18 protein-coding genes are annotated in these 15778 nt (G+C 72.2%); 6 read left to right on the top strand and 12 right to left on the bottom strand.

The window, feature by feature from the left end:
• Positions 1–23 precede the first annotated feature (23 nt).
• Positions 24–428, bottom strand: coding sequence for a YraN family protein (locus KR546_RS16530; RefSeq protein ID WP_238445826.1), 405 nt, complete (start codon positions 426–428; stop codon positions 24–26).
• Positions 429–623: 195 nt separating this feature from the next.
• On the opposite strand from KR546_RS16530, the gene KR546_RS16525 reads away from it, so the two are divergent.
• Complete coding sequence (locus KR546_RS16525; RefSeq protein ID WP_238445825.1) at positions 624–1652, top strand: aldo/keto reductase; 1029 nt, start codon at positions 624–626, stop codon at positions 1650–1652.
• A 108-nt stretch (positions 1653–1760) separates the two neighbouring features.
• On the top strand, positions 1761–3014 hold the full coding sequence (locus KR546_RS16520) for a polysaccharide biosynthesis protein (protein WP_238445824.1): 1254 nt from the start codon (positions 1761–1763) through the stop codon (positions 3012–3014).
• An 8-nt stretch (positions 3015–3022) separates the two neighbouring features.
• Here KR546_RS16520 and KR546_RS19820 read toward each other — a convergent pair whose 3' ends face one another.
• Positions 3023–4012: a cyclic nucleotide-binding domain-containing protein gene (locus KR546_RS19820; RefSeq protein WP_238445823.1), complete on the bottom strand. Its 990-nt coding sequence runs from the start codon at positions 4010–4012 to the stop codon at positions 3023–3025.
• 200 nt (positions 4013–4212) lie between these two features.
• Here KR546_RS19820 and KR546_RS16510 point away from each other — a divergent pair, with 200 nt between their 5' ends.
• Together KR546_RS16510 and KR546_RS16505 are read left to right on the top strand one after the other, a co-directional pair.
• Positions 4213–4965: an alanyl-tRNA editing protein gene (locus KR546_RS16510; RefSeq protein WP_238445822.1), complete on the top strand. Its 753-nt coding sequence runs from the start codon at positions 4213–4215 to the stop codon at positions 4963–4965.
• A gap of 121 nt (positions 4966–5086) precedes the next feature.
• On the top strand, positions 5087–5350 hold the full coding sequence (locus KR546_RS16505; RefSeq protein ID WP_238445821.1) for a hypothetical protein: 264 nt from the start codon (positions 5087–5089) through the stop codon (positions 5348–5350).
• Positions 5351–5627: 277 nt separating this feature from the next.
• On the opposite strand, the gene KR546_RS16500 is transcribed toward KR546_RS16505, so the two are convergent.
• On the bottom strand, positions 5628–5948 hold the full coding sequence (locus tag KR546_RS16500) for a DUF2469 domain-containing protein (protein ID WP_238445820.1): 321 nt from the start codon (positions 5946–5948) through the stop codon (positions 5628–5630).
• Positions 5949–6040: 92 nt separating this feature from the next.
• On the opposite strand from KR546_RS16500, the gene KR546_RS16495 reads away from it, so the two are divergent.
• Positions 6041–7348, top strand: a complete 1308-nt coding sequence (locus KR546_RS16495) for a metal-dependent hydrolase family protein (protein WP_238445819.1) — start codon at positions 6041–6043, stop codon at positions 7346–7348.
• On the opposite strand, the gene KR546_RS16490 is transcribed toward KR546_RS16495, so the two are convergent.
• The 9 genes from KR546_RS16490 to ffh form a co-directional block, all read right to left on the bottom strand.
• Positions 7345–8058: a ribonuclease HII gene (locus KR546_RS16490; protein WP_238445818.1), complete on the bottom strand. Its 714-nt coding sequence runs from the start codon at positions 8056–8058 to the stop codon at positions 7345–7347. The genes KR546_RS16495 and KR546_RS16490 overlap by 4 nt on opposite strands.
• Positions 8055–9218 carry a signal peptidase I gene (gene lepB / locus KR546_RS19815; protein ID WP_238445817.1) on the bottom strand — a complete coding sequence of 388 codons (1164 nt, stop codon included), beginning with the start codon at positions 9216–9218 and terminating at the stop codon, positions 8055–8057. The genes KR546_RS16490 and lepB overlap by 4 nt, the downstream gene beginning before the upstream one ends.
• A gap of 93 nt (positions 9219–9311) precedes the next feature.
• Entirely contained in the window at positions 9312–9671 is a 360-nt protein-coding gene (gene rplS / locus KR546_RS16480) for a 50S ribosomal protein L19 (protein WP_238445816.1), read from the bottom strand.
• A 264-nt stretch (positions 9672–9935) separates the two neighbouring features.
• The gene (gene trmD, locus KR546_RS16475) at positions 9936–10727 is read right to left on the bottom strand and encodes a tRNA (guanosine(37)-N1)-methyltransferase TrmD (RefSeq protein ID WP_238445815.1); all 792 of its coding nucleotides are present in this window, start codon (positions 10725–10727) and stop codon (positions 9936–9938) included.
• A complete protein-coding gene (gene rimM, locus KR546_RS16470; RefSeq protein WP_238445814.1) occupies positions 10724–11293 on the bottom strand; it encodes a ribosome maturation factor RimM in 570 nt (189 codons plus the stop codon). The genes trmD and rimM overlap by 4 nt, the downstream gene beginning before the upstream one ends.
• Before the next feature lie 25 nt (positions 11294–11318).
• Positions 11319–11561, bottom strand: a complete 243-nt coding sequence (locus KR546_RS16465) for a KH domain-containing protein (RefSeq protein ID WP_238445813.1) — start codon at positions 11559–11561, stop codon at positions 11319–11321.
• A complete protein-coding gene (rpsP, locus tag KR546_RS16460) occupies positions 11558–11959 on the bottom strand; it encodes a 30S ribosomal protein S16 (RefSeq protein WP_238445812.1) in 402 nt (133 codons plus the stop codon). The genes KR546_RS16465 and rpsP overlap by 4 nt, the downstream gene beginning before the upstream one ends.
• Before the next feature lie 193 nt (positions 11960–12152).
• Positions 12153–12746: a hypothetical protein gene (locus KR546_RS16455; protein WP_238445811.1), complete on the bottom strand. Its 594-nt coding sequence runs from the start codon at positions 12744–12746 to the stop codon at positions 12153–12155.
• 40 nt (positions 12747–12786) lie between these two features.
• Positions 12787–14241 (bottom strand): signal recognition particle protein, encoded by a 1455-nt coding sequence (ffh, locus tag KR546_RS16450; protein ID WP_238445810.1) that lies wholly within the window; start codon positions 14239–14241, stop codon positions 12787–12789.
• Positions 14242–14446: 205 nt separating this feature from the next.
• On the opposite strand from ffh, the gene KR546_RS16445 reads away from it, so the two are divergent.
• Positions 14447–15631, top strand: a complete 1185-nt coding sequence (locus KR546_RS16445; protein WP_238445809.1) for a hypothetical protein — start codon at positions 14447–14449, stop codon at positions 15629–15631.
• Positions 15632–15778: the final 147 nt, after the last annotated feature.

The raw sequence follows: 15778 nt of genomic DNA, 5'->3' as shown, positions 1-15778 counted from the left end.
CACGCGGAGCTCCCCGGGACCCGTCACAGTGCGTGGGTCACGTGGTGGAGGTGCCGGGTGTCCAGTCGCACGCCGATCACGTCGATGCGGAGGCGTCGGTAGGGCAGCTCGGACCGCGTCACGAACGCACGTGCCAGGCGACGGAGTCGAGCCTGCTTGCGACCGTCGATCGCGGCGAGCGGGCCGCCCCACCCGCCGCCGCGCCGAGTCTTGACCTCGACCACCACCACGCAGCCCTCGTCGTGGTCCAGCGCGACCAGGTCGAGCTCGCCACGCAGGTCACCGTCGCTGATGCGCCAGTTGCGAGCCACGACCTCCAGTCCGAGCGCGGACAGGTGCTCCGCCGCCAAGGTCTCGCCGTGGTCGCCGGTCCGGGTCGGCGGCAGGCGCGTGATCGGAGCGGTGTCGGGGTCGGAGGTCGGGTCCATGTGGGCAACGCTACGAAGCGGGCCGCGCGGGGCGGCCCCCCCGTGCCTCCCGCTGTGGACAACCCGGGCCCGCAGCGCGACCGACGGACGCCCACCGGCTTCGCCCGGGCGACGGGGCTGGTCGTCCGGACGGACCGGTCGACCCACCACGCCGCGGCCTACCGTCGGGACTCGATCGATCCTGGAGGATCCCCCATGGAGTACCGCCTGCTCGGCCCGACCGGCCTGGCCGTGTCCCGCCTCGCCCTGGGCACGATGACGTTCGGCGACGAAACCCCCGAGGAGGCGGCCCACGACCAGCTCGACATGTTCGTCGAGGCCGGCGGGACGCTGATCGACACCGCCGACGTCTACTCGACCGGGGTCAGCGAGGAGATCGTGGGCCGGTGGCTCGCGGATCGGCCCGGCGCGCGGGAGCGGGTCGTGGTCGCCACCAAGGGTCGGTTCCCGATGGACGACACGCCGACCGGGGTCGGGCTGTCCCGACGCCACCTCCACGACGCCCTGGAGGCGTCGCTGCGACGGCTCGGCGTGGACACCATCGACCTGTACCAGGCCCACGCCTGGGACCCGTTGACACCCATCGACGAGACCCTGCGGTTCGTCGACGACGCCGTGAGCGCGGGCAAGATCCACCACTTCGGCGTGTCGAACTTCACCGGCTGGCAGCTCGTGCAGGCGATCGAGCGGTCCGAGGGCATGACCCCGCCGGTCAGCCTCCAGCCGCAGTACAACCTGCTGGTGCGCGACATCGAGCACGAGCTGGTGCCGGCCTGTGACCACTACGACATCGGGATCCTGCCGTGGTCACCCCTGGGCGGCGGATGGCTGACCGGAAAGTACGACCGCGACGAGACACCCAGCGGAGCGACCCGCCTGGGCGAGGACCCCGAGCGCGGCATGGAGGCCTACGCGGAGCGCAACGCCGAGGAGCGCACCTGGGCCGTCGTCGACGCCGTCCGGTCGGTCGCGGACGACCTCGACCGATCCATGGCAGAGGTGGCGCTGGCGTGGCTGGCCGACCAGCCGATGGTCACGTCGGTCATCCTGGGGGCCCGCACGGTCGACCAGCTCGAGCAGAACCTGGCGATGGCCGACCTCCACCTGTCCGACGACCACCTCGATCGCCTGACCGAGGCCAGCGAGCCGATCGTGGCGGACTACCCCTACGGCGGACCGGGACGGGACCAGCGCGATCGACGGATCGCCGGCGACGCCGGGTGAATCCTCGACGACTGGATCGTCACCGGGCCGGATAGCCTCGGAACGTCCTGCACTCCCGTTCGACCACGCGCGCACCCGTGCACACGGCGACCCGACCAGGCACCTGCGATGACCACCGACGCGACGACCCGGCACTCCCGCCGCCGGGAGGACCGCGCGCCCCGACCCTCCAGTCCGCGACGCACGTGGTGGACCGGCGCGGTCGCGCTCGCGGCCCTGACCTTTGCGACCCACGCGGCCAACTTCGGGTTCACGATCGCGGGCGGACGGCTGCTGCCGCCCGCGGACTTCGGCACCCTGACGGCCCTGCTCGGCATCGTGATGGTGGGGATGGCGCCGGGGATGGCCGTGCAGGCCCTGACGGCCGCGGACACGCTGGGCCGGCCGGCCGTCATCGACGCCCCGCTGGCCCGACGACTCGCGGCGACCATCGCCGGGATCGTCGCCGTGCTGATGCTGGTGCTCGGACCCGCCCTGGAGACCTGGGACCCGGTGTCGGTGCTGGCGGTCAGCATCGCGGCGGGGCTGCTGCCGTTGACGGCCGCCAACGAGGGACTGCTGCAGGGACGCTCGCGGTTCGCCGTCCTGGGCCTGGTGCTGTTCACCGGTGCCGCCGTCAAGCTGGCCGCCGGGATCGTCGGCATGGTCACGACCGGCACCGTCTGGGCCGCGGCGGTCGCGATCGCCGTGGGCTACGCCGCACAGCTGACCCTGTCGCATCGCCTGACCGGTGGTCTGGCGACCCCGGTCGGCACCGCCCGGCTGCGGCTGTCGCGCACGGTGACCACCGCGGTGGTCATGATGGCACTGCTGCTCGTGCTGATCCACACCGACGCCGTCATGGCACGCATCCTGCTCGACGACCTCGATGCGGGCATGTACGCGGTCGGGACGACCGCGATGCGGATCGTGTTCTGGGCCCCGCAGTTCGTGGTCCTGCTGCTGTTCCCCCGGCTCGTGACCGACCCGCGCCGCCGGGTCGTCGCGGTGGCACTGGGAGGGTTGACCATCGCCGGGGCCGTCGGCGCACTGGCCGCCGCCCTGCTCGGCCCGTTCCTGGCCGACGTCGTGGGCGTGGTGTTCGGCGAGCAGTACACGGCCATGGGGCCGGAGCTGTGGCGCTACGCCTGGCTGGGCACGGGGGCCGTGGGGCTGCAGATCCTGACGCTGTCCGACCTTGCGTCGGGTCGACGTGACGCGCTGTGGCTGCTGGCGGCCGCACTGGCGACGATCGTGGCCACCCTGCTGCTGGTGCGACCGGACACCCCGGTGGCGATCGTCACGACCGTTGCCGCGATCGTGACCGGCTACGTGTTCGTGGGGTTCGCCCGGAGGCTGACGCACGCCACCCCGGCAGACTGACAACCGCCCTACTCGCGGTGGTGACCCGCGGCCAGTTCACGCAGCACCGCCGTGTCGAGCTGGTCGGCGGTCGCGACCGCGACGGTGGCCGGCGTGCGCGCCCGCAGGGTCGCGGTGCGACGACCACCCTCCAGCAACGCTCGTTCGCCCACCACGGCACCCGGGCCGATCTCGGCGACGACCCGCCCGTCGACCTCGACGTCCACGATCCCGTCGAGGAGCAGCAGGAGTTCCTCGCCCGGAGTCCCCTGGACGGTCAACGTGTCGTCGGCGTCGACCCGTCGGATCGTGGGCCGCTCCCCTCCCTGCATGATCTCCTCGGACAGGGTGCGCTCGAGCTGGGTCTCGGCCTCGGCGACCAGGGCCTCCTGCTCGTACCCACCCCACGGGCTGCGCTCCCCGAAGGACTCGCCGGACCAACCACGGAAGTCCAGGGTCCCAGTCTTGTGGACCAGCCGACCCTCGCCGTCGTAGATCCAGTGTCGCGGGAAGGCGGACGAGCCGACCAGTTCGTGGGTGGCCCCGCCGTCGGCCTGCAGGGTCAGCGCGAGCGTGGTCCACACGGTCGGCGCGGTGACCTGGACCCACGGTGAGCGGTCCACGGTCCGGGGCAGGGGGAAGCCGGTCCGGCCACCGGTGGTCTGCACCAGGCGCACCCAGCCGTCCCCTTGCTCGACCGGGTGCTGGATCGTCGGGTAGACCACGCCGGGAAGGGTCACCGAGCGGGAGCCGACCGTGGCCGTCGTCGCACCCATGTGGCCCGCACCGTCGTAGCCCGCGTCCACGATCGCGCCGTCGTCGTCCACCTCGACCCAGCCGGACAGCTCGTTGGCGAACCGGAACCGGTCGGCCGAGCGCAGCGCCTCGAGGTCGTCGAGCGTGGATGGCGGTGGTGGGTCGTAGTGCGAGATCCCCAGGACGAACGGCAGTCGCATGGCACCGCGGATGGCCTCGGAGGGGATCCAGGACAGGGAGGTGACGACGGCGTGGTGTCGCACGATGTGGGCCCTCGGCATCGGCCGGGACGCCCCCGCGTCCGGTGGGAGCCGATGACCGGATGAAGGTAGACCACGGTGGTCCCCGTGTCATCTCCTCGTGCGTTCTGCGTCCCGCGTGGACGTCACCTCCGCGCCCGCCCGGTTGACGACCCGCACCGACGCGGGCCACGATGCCGGCCAACCAACCGTGAGGACCGACCGTGGCCGACGACCCCGCGCCCGACGAACTGTTCGCGACCGATGCCTACCGCCGCAGCGCCGAGTCGCGCGTCCTGGACGTCGACGGCAGCCGGGTCGCCCTGGCGCGAACGGTGTTCTACCCGGGCGGTGGTGGCCAGCCGGCCGATCGGGGGGTGCTGACCTGGGACGACGCCGATGGTGGCACTGGCCGAGCAGCCGTGGTCGGGGTCGGACGCCGGGACGGGCGCATCCTCCACGAGCTCGACGTGGAACCGGACGCGATGCCACCACCGGGCACCGAGGTGCACGCGGAACTGGACTGGGACCGGCGGTATGCCCTGATGCGCACGCACACCGCGCTGCACGTGCTGTGCGGGGTGATCTGGAGCGACTTCGGCGTGGCCGTCACCGGTGGCAACATGAACCCCGGTGACGGGCGTCTGGACTTCGCGCTGGACGCAGTGACCAGCGAGCTCGGCGAGCGGGTTCAGCGCCGCATCAACGAGGAGATCGCGAGGGCACGCGCGATCGCCGTGGAGTTCGTGGACCGGTCCGAGGCGGACCTGGACGACGCCCTGATCCGCACGAAGGCCAACCTGATCCCCGCCTCGATCGACCCCCTCCGGGTGATCGACATCGTCGGCCTGGACCGGCAGGCCGACGGCGGCACCCACGTCGCGTCGACCGTCGAGGTCGGTCGGGTCGAGGTCACGAAGACCGAGAACAAGGGCCGCGACAACAAGCGCATCCGCATCGCGATCCACGAGTCCTGAGCGGGCCACGATGGACCCGGAGCCATCGAGAGGGGTTGACGGGCCGGCACGCGCGATGCAGACTCTGGACGGCACGGGTCCGTGGAGGTCCAGGCCGGCACCGGAAACCGGGGAGGACCCGATGAACACGACGACCCGACGGATCGTGCCGAGCCTGGTGGCCTGCGCGCTGGTGCTCGTGGGGACCGCGACGACCGCGACGGCCGGCCCCGACGACGCGGGCTGCGCGGCCTTCGGCGCCAACGTGGCGAGCCTGGCCCGAACGCTGGGCGGTGACTTCGGTGCGACCGCGTCGGGCGTTGCCAGCAGCTCACCCGGTGCGTTCCCCGAGTTCGTGGTCCATCCGGAGCAGGCGTCCCTGTGCCAGGCCGGTCCCCGCCAGTAGCGCAACGGGCGAGGGGTCAGAAGGCGCCGAAGGCCCAGGCGATCAGCACGCCGACGATCACGATGGCCGCCACCAGCAGCCACAGGTCCCGGTTCTTGCCGTCCCGGTACCGCCGCGTCGCGTTGAACCCCATGTCCGTGCCCTGTCTCGCGGTTGCTGGCCAACGAGGATACGGCGCCAGCGGCCTCGCCCCCCACCTGTCGTGTGCTCCTCCCGTGCCTCCACGCACGCCCCCGGCACACGATTCCTCACGACGACACCCGTGGCAAGGGCGGGGTCAGGAGTCCCCGAAGATCGCGGGGAACTCGGTGTCGTCGTGGGAGAGTTCCTCGACGTTGACGTCGCGGAAGGTCAGGACGCGGACCTGCTTGATGAACCGTGCCGGCCGGTACATGTCCCACACCCACGCATCGGTGAGGTGGAGCTCGAACCAGGTGTCGCCGTCGTCGGTGTGCGGGACGACCTCGACCTCGTTGGTCAGGTAGAAGCGCCGCTCGGTCTCGACGACGTAGGAGAAGGTCCGGACGATGTCGCGGTACTCGCGGTACAGCGACAGCTCGGCCTGGATCTCGTAGTTCTCGATCTCGTCTGGGTCCATGGCGGGAGCCTACGGCATCCTCGGGCCGCACGACCCCGGGCCCGCCGCCGGGCTGGCACCATGACGCCACGCCGACCCGACCCGGACCGACCATGCCCGCAGCAGGACCATCCGACACGCCCTCGGCGCCAGGCACCCGGACGCTCGGACCGGCCGACCTGGTCGTGGCCAACGCCCGGATCTTCGACGGGACGGCTCGGGACCTCATGGAGGGCGCCGTGCACGTCCGCGACGGCCGCGTCGTGGCCGTCACCGCCGACGGCGACGACGGGCCCGGCCGCGCGACCGACACCGTCGTGCTCGATGCACGCGAACGTGTCGTCGTGCCCGGACTCGTCGACGCCCACTTCCACGCCTACGGCGTCGGGCTGGACCTGCTCGAGATCGAGTCGACCCCGCCCAGCTATCTCGCGATCCGCGCCGCGGACCGGCTGGGGCGCGCGCTGCACCGGGGGTTCACGACCGTGCGGGACGTGGCCGGCGGCGATGCCGGCCTGGCCCGCGCCGTGGCCGAGCACCGCTTCCCCTCCCCGACCTACCTGCACACCGGGCCGGCGCTCAGCCAGACCGGGGGGCACGGGGACCCACATCCCGGTGATCGCGCCGTCACGGCCGGCTGCTGCAACATGACCGAGGTCGTCGACGGCGTCGAGCCCCTGCGCCGGGCCGTGCGCGAGCGGCTCCGCAGCGGTGTGCACGCCATCAAGATCATGACGTCCGGCGGGGTCGTGTCCCCGACCGACCCGATCCGGATGCCCCAGTACTCCGCCGCAGAGGTGGCGGCCGTGGCCGACGAGGCCACGCGACGTGGGAGCTACGTCGCCGCCCACGCCTACTCCCCCGAGGCGATCGTGCACTCGGTCCGCAACGGGGTGCGTTCGATCGAACACGGCAACCTCCTGGACGCGGACGCGGCCCGGGTCATGGCCGAGCACGACGCCGTGCTGGTCCCGACGCTGGCGACCTACGACGCGCTGGACCGGCGTGGCGCCGACCTCGGGCTGGCGCCGGTCTCGCAGGCCAAGAACCGCGAGGTGCTCGCGGCCGGGCAGCGCGCCATCGAGCTGGCGACCGACGCCGGCGTGGTCGTGGGCTTCGGGACCGACCTGATGGGTGACCTGGAGGACGAGCAGCTCCAGGGCCTGCGACTGCAGGTCGAGGTCCAGGGGGTGCTGGACACCCTTCGGGCGGCCACGACCGGCAACGCGACCGTGCTGTGCCGGGACGACCTGGGGCGCATCGCCTCGGGCGCCGTCGCCGACCTGGTCGTCCTCGACGGCGATCCGTTCACCGAGCCTGCCGTGCTGTGGAACGCCCGGCGCACGGTCGTGCAGGCCGGCACCGTCGTGCACGACGGCCTGTCGCGCGAGGTCCGTCAGTCGGCCGACCTCCCCACCTAGTCGAACAGGCGTGGCTGGACGGCCCGCACGATCGGTTCCCACGAGTGGCGATGGAGGTCACAGGGCCCGATGTCGTCCAGCGCCGCCATGTGCGTGGGTGCCGGATAGCCCTTGTTGTCGGCGAAGTCGTAGCCGGGATGCTGCTCGGCGGCCGCCACCATCCAGCCGTCGCGGGCGACCTTGGCGACGATGGACGCCGCCGCGATCGAGGCCGACAGGGCATCGCCCTTGACCAGCGTGGTGACCCGGGCGGGGTGGTCGGCGAGGAAGTCGAAGTTGCCGTCCAGGAGGATCTCGTCGACCCGCAGTCCCAGCGAGTCGACGGCCCGCCGGGCAGCGCGACGCAGGGCCAGGGTCATGCCGACCCGGTCGATCTCGTCGTGGAACGCGTGCCCGATGCCGACGACGGCGTGCGCGCGGATCCGGCTGTCGAGCAGCTCACGCGCCTCGGGCGTGAGCAGCTTGGAGTCACGCAGCTTGTAGATGCGCCGATCGGTGGGCAGGACGACGGCGGCGCAGGTGACCGGTCCGGCCCACGCGCCACGACCGACCTCGTCGACCCCGGCGACGACCCGGCCGGCGTCCCAGTGCCGCTGCTCATGGGTGATTGCCGGCACGAGCGGCAGCTTGCGGCGGCGTCCGGACCGGTCCACGTACGTCCCGCGGGCCTGCGAGGCCCGGGGGCGTCGCGTCCCGCGCGTCGGACTCACGATCCGGCGTCCACCGCCAGGTCGTGGGCCTCGCCGGGGATCGAGCCGGCACGGTCGAAGGGCCAGATGACCAGGACGGCGCGGCCCACGACGTCGTCCTCGGGGATGTAGCCCAGGGTGGAACGGGAGTCGCCCGAGTTGGCCCGGTTGTCGCCCATGACGAACAACATGCCTTCGGGCACCACCCAGTCGCCGCTGTCGTTGTCGAGCCGCGCGTAGGGCTCGTCGAGCTCGACGCCGTTGACGCTGACCTGGCCGTCGGTGATCGACACCTCGTCGCCGGGCAGGCCGATGACCCGCTTGACGAAGTCCTTGGCGTCCACCGGCACGACCCCGAGGAACTGCCCGACACCGGTCAGGACCCGGTCCGCGGTCGACTCCTCGCCCAGCCCCGACAGCGGGTCGTCGCCGGCGAACACGATCACCTCGCCACGAGCGGGCTCGCGGGTGAGGTAGGAGATCTTCTCGACGGCGATGCGGTCGTTGACCTCCAGGGTCGGGATCATCGACCCCGACGGGATGTAGAACACCTGGACGACGAAGGTGCGCAGCAGGAAGGCCAGGGTGAGCGCGGTGATGATCATCACCGGGATCTCGTACCAGCGTGATCCGCCGGACTCCCGTTCCACGGTGACCTCCTCGCGATCGTCGAGCTGTGCGGGACGACGCAGCGGTGCCGTCGAGGGCGTGGGCTCCTGGTCGACCGGGGCGGCGTCCCAGCGCCGGATGGTCCCCGTGTCCCAGGTCTCCTCGGTGGGGCGTGACCCCCCGTGGCCGTTGCGGCGGGACTCGAGTCGAGTCGTGCCGGGGCCGGCCGACGACGGGGGCGGTCCCGCCAGGGGGCCGACGACGCGCCCGGCGGACGCGCTGGTCGGCACGGGTTCGATCCGGGTGGTCGCGTCCGGGTCGACCGGTGCCTCGGCGCGTGGCTCGTCGCCGGCCTGGTCGGGCTCGGACGGTTCGGGGACCACCGGCTCCCCGTTGCCGAGGTCCTCCTGCACGTGCACGACCTCGTGGACGTGCTCGGTGTGGTCGAGCTGCTGGTCCCGGGGACGTTCGACCTGGTCGTCGGCTGGCGTGTCCCGGGAAGTCCCGTCGTCGCCGGCAGCGCCGGCCATGATCGGCCGGTGCTGTGCGAAGAGGTCCTCGCCAGCCGTCACCCGTCGCTCCTCGTCTGCACGTCACCTCGGTCGGACACGCGACGAGGGTGCCGTCTCGGGCACCCTCGTGCAGTGATCCGTCCCACCACCGTCTCAGCCGTTGGCGGCCGTCTCGCGCTTCTCGCGGATGCGGGCCTTCTTGCCCACCCGGTCACGCAGGTAGTACAGCTTCGCGCGACGGACCTTGCCGCGACGGGTCAGCTCGATGTGGTCGATGATCGGGCTGTGCACCGGGTAGGTGCGCTCCACGCCGACGCCGAAGGAGACCTTGCGGACCGTGAAGGTCTCGCGCAGGCCGCCGCCCTGGCGACGCAGGACGACCCCCTCGAACACCTGGATCCGGGAGCGGCTGCCCTCGACCACCCGGGCGTGCACCTTGACGGTGTCGCCGGGACGGAAGTCGGGGATGTCGTCGCGCATGCGCGCCGACTCGACGAGATCGACCTTGTTCATGGGACTGCCTTCGGGGAAGTGCTGGTGCGGCGTGGGCACGACACGACCGGCGCGGACGCGAGTGGATCGTGGGCCGACCGGGATGCGGACGGGGCGGGGCCCTGCGGATCGTCGTGGTCGGACGAGGCGCCGGGATCGGGCGCGGGCACACTCAGTGCGCGCCCGACGGGACGACTGGCGAGGATATGCCATGGCCGCACCGTTGGCCAACCCGGGCCACGTCCCTCGGGCCGTGGTGCCACCGACGGCCGGCGCCCGTCGTGGTCAGGCGCCGTGCGCGAGTTCACCGGGGCCCGACGCCTGGCCGTCCGCACCCGGGGCCGGGTCGTCGGTGGGTGCGAGCAGGTCCGGGCGACGCCGCCGGGTCAGTGCGAGCCGCTGCTCGCGCTGCCACGCGGCGATCCTGGCGTGGTCGCCGGACCGCAGGATCTCGGGCACGTCGTGACCACGCCAATGGGCGGGACGGGTGTACTGGGGGTGCTCGAGCAGCCCGTCGCTGAACGACTCCTCGGCGGGCGACGCGGCGTTGCCCATCGCGTCGGGGAGCAGGCGCACGACCGCCTCGATCAGCACCAGGGCCGCGACCTCTCCCCCGAACGTCACGACGTCGCCGATCGAGACCTCGTCGGTCGCGACGTGGTCGTGCACCCGCTCGTCGATGCCCTCGTAGCGACCGCACAGCAGCACGAGCCGATCCTCGGCGGACAGCTCGCGGACCAGGGCCTGGTCGAGGACCCGCCCCCGTGGGGTGAACAGGATGGTCCGGGGACGTGGCCCACCGGCCCGGTGGGTGAGGCCGGCGTCGTCCACCTCCGCCGGGTCCACGTCGTTCCAGACCGCCTCGACGGCGCGGGTGACCACGTCGGGGCGCATCACCATGCCCGCTCCCCCGCCGTAGGGGGCGTCGTCGACACTGCGATGGCGGTCGAAGGCGGCATCCCGCAGGTCGAACAGCCGCAGGTCGAGCACCCCGGTCTCGCGGCTCCGTCCGAGCAGGGACACGTCGGCCGGCCCCGCGACGTACTCGGGGAAGATCGTGAGGACGTCGATCCTCACGTGGCGGCCTCGTCCGGCGGGGCGACGTCGACAGCCGCGGCGACGTCGTCGGGGAGCAGCCCGGGCGGGGCGTCGAACACCAGCAGCAGGTCCTCGCCGGTGTCGCTGTTGGTCGCGACCTCGACCAGGTCGTCGTCGGAGGGCAGCAACCAGCGCTGGCCGTCCCGGTCGACCTCCAACAGGTCGTAGCCGGCCACGGACGGCAGCTCGCGGACACCCACGACCTCGCCGAGCCAGTCACCGTCGGGTGTCGCGACGTCGAGGCCGACCAGCTCGTGGACGTAGTAGACGGCCTGGTCGTCCAGGGCACGGGCGGTGGCGGCGACGGACAGGCCACGCAGGACCTCGGCCGCGGTGCGGTCGTCGATCCCCTCGAACGACACGAGCAGCCGGCCCGCGTGGGGTCGGCTGCTCGCGATGGTGCGGGAGGTGTCGCCCACGGACACGACGACGCCGGCGTCGAAGCGACCCGGCACGTCCGACAGGGCGTCGACGACGACCTCGCCCCGGATCCCGTGGGGCTTGACCACACGACCGATGATGCGGTCCTGGTCGGCGTCGGCCACGTCGGTCACCTCGGGGGTGGGGGTCTCAGTCCTCGATCTCGACGTTGACGTTGTCGTCGTCGAGCGAGCCGGCAGCGCGGATGAGCGTGCGCAGCGCCTTGGCCGTGCGACCGTGGCGGCCGATGACCTTCCCGACGTCGTCGGGGTGGACCATCAGGTGCAGCGTGGTGCCGCGATCGTCACTGGAGACGTCGATGCGGACGTCGTCGGGGTGGTCGACGAGCTGGCGCGCGACGAAGTGCAGGGTGTCGGTTGCGCGCTCACTCATGCGGACGCCTCGGCGTCGTCGTTCGACGAGGTGTCGGACGACGAGTCGTCGGCGGAGGTGTCCTCCGTGGCGGCGTCACCGGGAGTCGGGGCCACGTTGGGAACGGGCGGGGCGTCCGGACGGACCCGCTGGGGCTCGTCGTCGGGTGCGAACTCCTGCCAGATGCCCTGGATGCGGAGCAGCTTCTTGACCTGCAGGGACGGCTGTGCGCCGACCCCGAGCCAGTACAGGGCCCGGTCGTGGTCGATGCGAACCGTCGACGGCTCGTCCATCGGGTGGTACTCCCCGAGGATCTCGATGAACCGACCGTCGCGCGGGGCGCGGGAGTCGGCGGCGACGACGCGGTAGTGCGGCTTCTTCTTGGTGCCTTCACGACGAAGGCGGAGCTTGACGGCCATGGGTGGCAAACCTCGGAGCAGTGTCGGCGGCCCGCCGACGAAGGGACCGGCCCGTACCTGCGTGGGCGCGCTGCGACATGTTCGTGCAGGCGACGACGAGGCGGAGGTCGGTGAACGGAGTCGCCATCGAGGCGAGGAACTCGCGAGGATGGCTGGCCGCAGTGTACCGGCTCGCTCGCCGCCCCCATCGGTCTCAGTCCCGACGCTCGGTCGAGCGTGCTGCCGACTGGCGCGGCCGCGACGACACCAGGAGCCCGGAGATCCAGCCGAGCACGAAACTTCCCAGCAGGACCACGGCCGTGGCGAGCCACCCGGGCTTGGCGGTCATGACCCAGACCAGCCCGACGCCCACGCCGACCAGGCTGTGGACGGGACCCCACACCGACGACGAGCGAACGTCGGCCTGCAGGGCGTTCAGGTCGGCGGCGGTCTCGCGGCGATGGGTGCGCTCGACGATGCGACGCAGGCGCCCGCCGCCCAGCATCGGGCCGACGGGTGCGAGGACCACGAGTGCGGCCATGCCCAGGGTGATGAAGGGGTACGAGAAGCCGGAGCGCTCGTCGGTGGTCCAGACGGCACCGGCGAGGTGACCCCCGGTCAGCAGGCTGACCACGGCCGACACGATCATCAGGACGCCCGCGGTCTGGGCGAACGAGCCCCAGCGGGCGATGTCGGCAGCCGTGGTGGCGCGTCGCAGCCGGGCGCCGACCATGACCTGCATGATGCCCCCGCCGACCAGCCCGATCGCGGCCAGGACGTGCAGGAACAGGGAGAGTTGGTCGATCATCGGCGTCGGGTCCTGGTGCGGGGCAGGGCTCGCCCGGTGGTCACTTCTTGCGCTTCGGGGCCTGCTGGAGACCGGGGAAGCCACCCAGGCCGCCCTGGCCACCCTGGCCGGGCACCTGGCCCGACCGCATCAACTGCTGGGCGGCCTTGGCCTGGGCGCGCTTGCCCTTGCGGCCCTGCGGGTTCATCGAGTCCATCCCGGCCATCTTTGACACCGACTTCATGACCGACTTGGCCTGGTCGAACTGCTTGAGGAGCCGGTTGACCTCCTGGACGCTGCGTCCCGAGCCGGCCGCGATCCGGCGGCGCCGCCGGGCGCCGCCCTTGGTCAGCAGCCTGGGGTCGCGTCGCTCCTCCAACGTCATCGAGTAGATGATGGCCTCGACGTGGGCGAGTTGCTTGTCGTCGACGTCGACGTCCTTGAGGGCCTGGCCCATGCCCGGCAGCATCCCGAGCACGCCCTTGAGCGGACCCATCCGCTTGACCATCTGCATCTGCTTGAGGAAGTCCTCGAGGGTGAAGTCGCCGGACAGCAGTGCCTGCTCGGCGTCCTTGGTCTCCTGCTCGGTGAAGGTGTCCTCGGCCTTCTCGATGAGCGTCATCATGTCGCCCATGCCCAGGATCCGGTCGGCCATCCGGTCCGGGTGGAAGGCCTCGAAGTCCTCCATCTTCTCGCCGACCGACGCGTACACGATCGGGCGGTCGGTGACCTCGCGGACCGACAGGGCCGCACCGCCGCGGGCGTCACCGTCCAGCTTGGTCAGGATGACGCCGTCGAAGCCGACGTCGTCGAGGAAGGCCTTGGAGACGTTGACCGCCTCCTGGCCGATCATCGCGTCGATGACGAACAGGGTCGCGGTGGGGTCGACGGCCGCGCGGATGTCGCGGGCCTGGCCCATCAGTTCGGTGTCGATGTGCAGGCGGCCGGCGGTGTCGACGATGACGACGTCGCAGCCGGTGTCGCGGGCCTTGGCGAGGGAGTCGCGTGCGACCGCGACGGGGTCACCGGACTCGACCGGTGCGTAGACGTGCACCCCGACCTTCTCGGCGTTGATCCGCAACTGCTGCACGGCCGCGGGACGCTGCAGGTCGCAGGCCACCAGCATCGGGGTGCGGCCCTTCTTCTTGAGCTGCTTGGCCAGCTTGCCCGCCGCGGTCGTCTTGCCCGAGCCCTGCAGTCCGGCCAGCATGATCACGGCCGGGTTCCCGGACAGGTCCGGGGTGACGGACTCGCCACCCAGCGCGCGCACCAGTTCGGCGTGCACGGCCTTGACGACCTGCTGGGACGGGTTGAGGGCCTTGGAGACCTCCTCGCCGACCAGCACCTCGCGGAGCCGGCTGACGAAGCCGCGGACGACCTTGAAGTTGACGTCGGCCTCGAGCAGCGCGAGCCGGATCTCCGACAGGGTGGCGTCGACGGTCTCGTCGTCGAGGCGGCCGCGGCCACGCACGCGGGACAGCGCGTCGTCGAGTCGTTGCGCGAGTGCGTCGAACACGCTTGGGGACCTTTGGATCGCGAGCAGGTGGTGGGACACCACCGAGACGGTGACCGAGGGTAGCGCCACCGACGATTTCTCCCGCTCCCACCGGAGCCCCACCCGGACGCGACGGTGGTCGGGCGGGGCGCGGGGCAGACAGCCTGCGACGATGCTGGCAGACTCGTGCCGGGACCTCACGGCGGCGAGCAGGGGACGGACTTCGATGGCAGCGGCGACGTCTGCCGGGGCGGTGGCCACCTGGCTGCGCCGCACCTGGAACGAGTCACCGCTGTCCGACGACGAGTCCCACCTCGAGCGCCAGCTGGGCTGGGTGCGGCTCATCGGAGGCATCGCGATCCTGCTGTCGGCGTGGCAGAACCCCAGCGAGGTGCCGGGCTGGATCTCGGGGATGCTGCTGGCGTCCGGCCTGCTGTTGGTGGTCGCCGGGGCGGTCACCCTCCTGGTCGTGCCGCGCATGGCCCGCCGGCGACGTGCCTACGAGGCCCTGAGCCTGTTGGACGCGGTGACGATCGCGATGCTGCTGCCCTTCGGGGTGGTCCAGGACAGTCCCTACCTGTTCTTCGTCCTGACCGTGTCCGCCCTGGTCGGCGGGGTCCGGCTGGGCCGGCTCGGCGTGCTGCGCAACCTCGTGATCGCCGCGCCGTTCGAGACGCTCCGGCTGGTCATCGGGCAGTCGCTGTACGGCAACCAGGCGGTCGAGGACACGGTCGTCGGGCTCCTGTTGGCCACCGGGCTGGGCGTGCTGGTGGCCGACGTCGCCGCCAGCGGTCGGCGGGCTCGGCGGCTGGCCGCCGACGAGCGCGACGCCGCCCACCGGGACGCCGTGCACGCGCGGCGGCTCGCCTGGGAGGTGGAGGTGCTGGAGGACGTCGTGCGCCAGGCCGGGACCGGCAGCGGCCAGCGGGCGCTGGAGCGTGCCCTGGCGCGGGTCCACCACCATCTCGCCGTGGCCGTCGTGCAGGTGCTGTCGGTCGGACCCGGTGACGCGCTGGTGGTCGCGGCGACCAGCGGGGACGACCCGCCCGTGGGGACGATGATCGAGCTGTTGCCCGGCGGGCCACGGGACCGCGCGATCAGCCTGGGCACCGTGGCGGCCGCGACCCACGACGACCTCGAGGCGCTGGCCGCGGCCCGGGGACGGGTACGTGGCTCGGTGGTGGCGGCCCCCCTGCCACTGCACGGTCGCCTGCTGGGTCTGCTGGTGTGCGAGACCGACGAGGGTGACCTGCTGCACCGCCGCGACGCCCACCTCCTGGGACGGATGGGACGCGTGCTGGCGCCGTTCCTGGTCGCCGCCGGCAAGGAGGCCGGCGACGGCGCCGGCGAGGACGGCCAGGACGTCGGCCCCTCCGGCGCCGACACGACCGCCCCGACCGTGTTGGGGTGAGCGCCTGACCTCCGGTCAGGTTGGAGTTCCTCGCTGCGCTCACTGGGCAACCTTGGGGGGTATCAGCAGGTTGACTGCTGATGCGCCCTTGGTGTCCACCGGGCCATCGCCGGCTGCGCTTGCCCTTCGAGGGCCGTTCCGAGTTGT

The sequence above is a fragment of the Salsipaludibacter albus genome, from assembly GCF_019798055.1.
Taxonomy (GTDB): domain Bacteria; phylum Actinomycetota; class Nitriliruptoria; order Nitriliruptorales; family Nitriliruptoraceae; genus Salsipaludibacter; species Salsipaludibacter albus.
The sequence above is the reverse complement of the archived record's forward strand: the minus strand, read 5'-3'. Positions and strand labels throughout refer to the sequence as shown.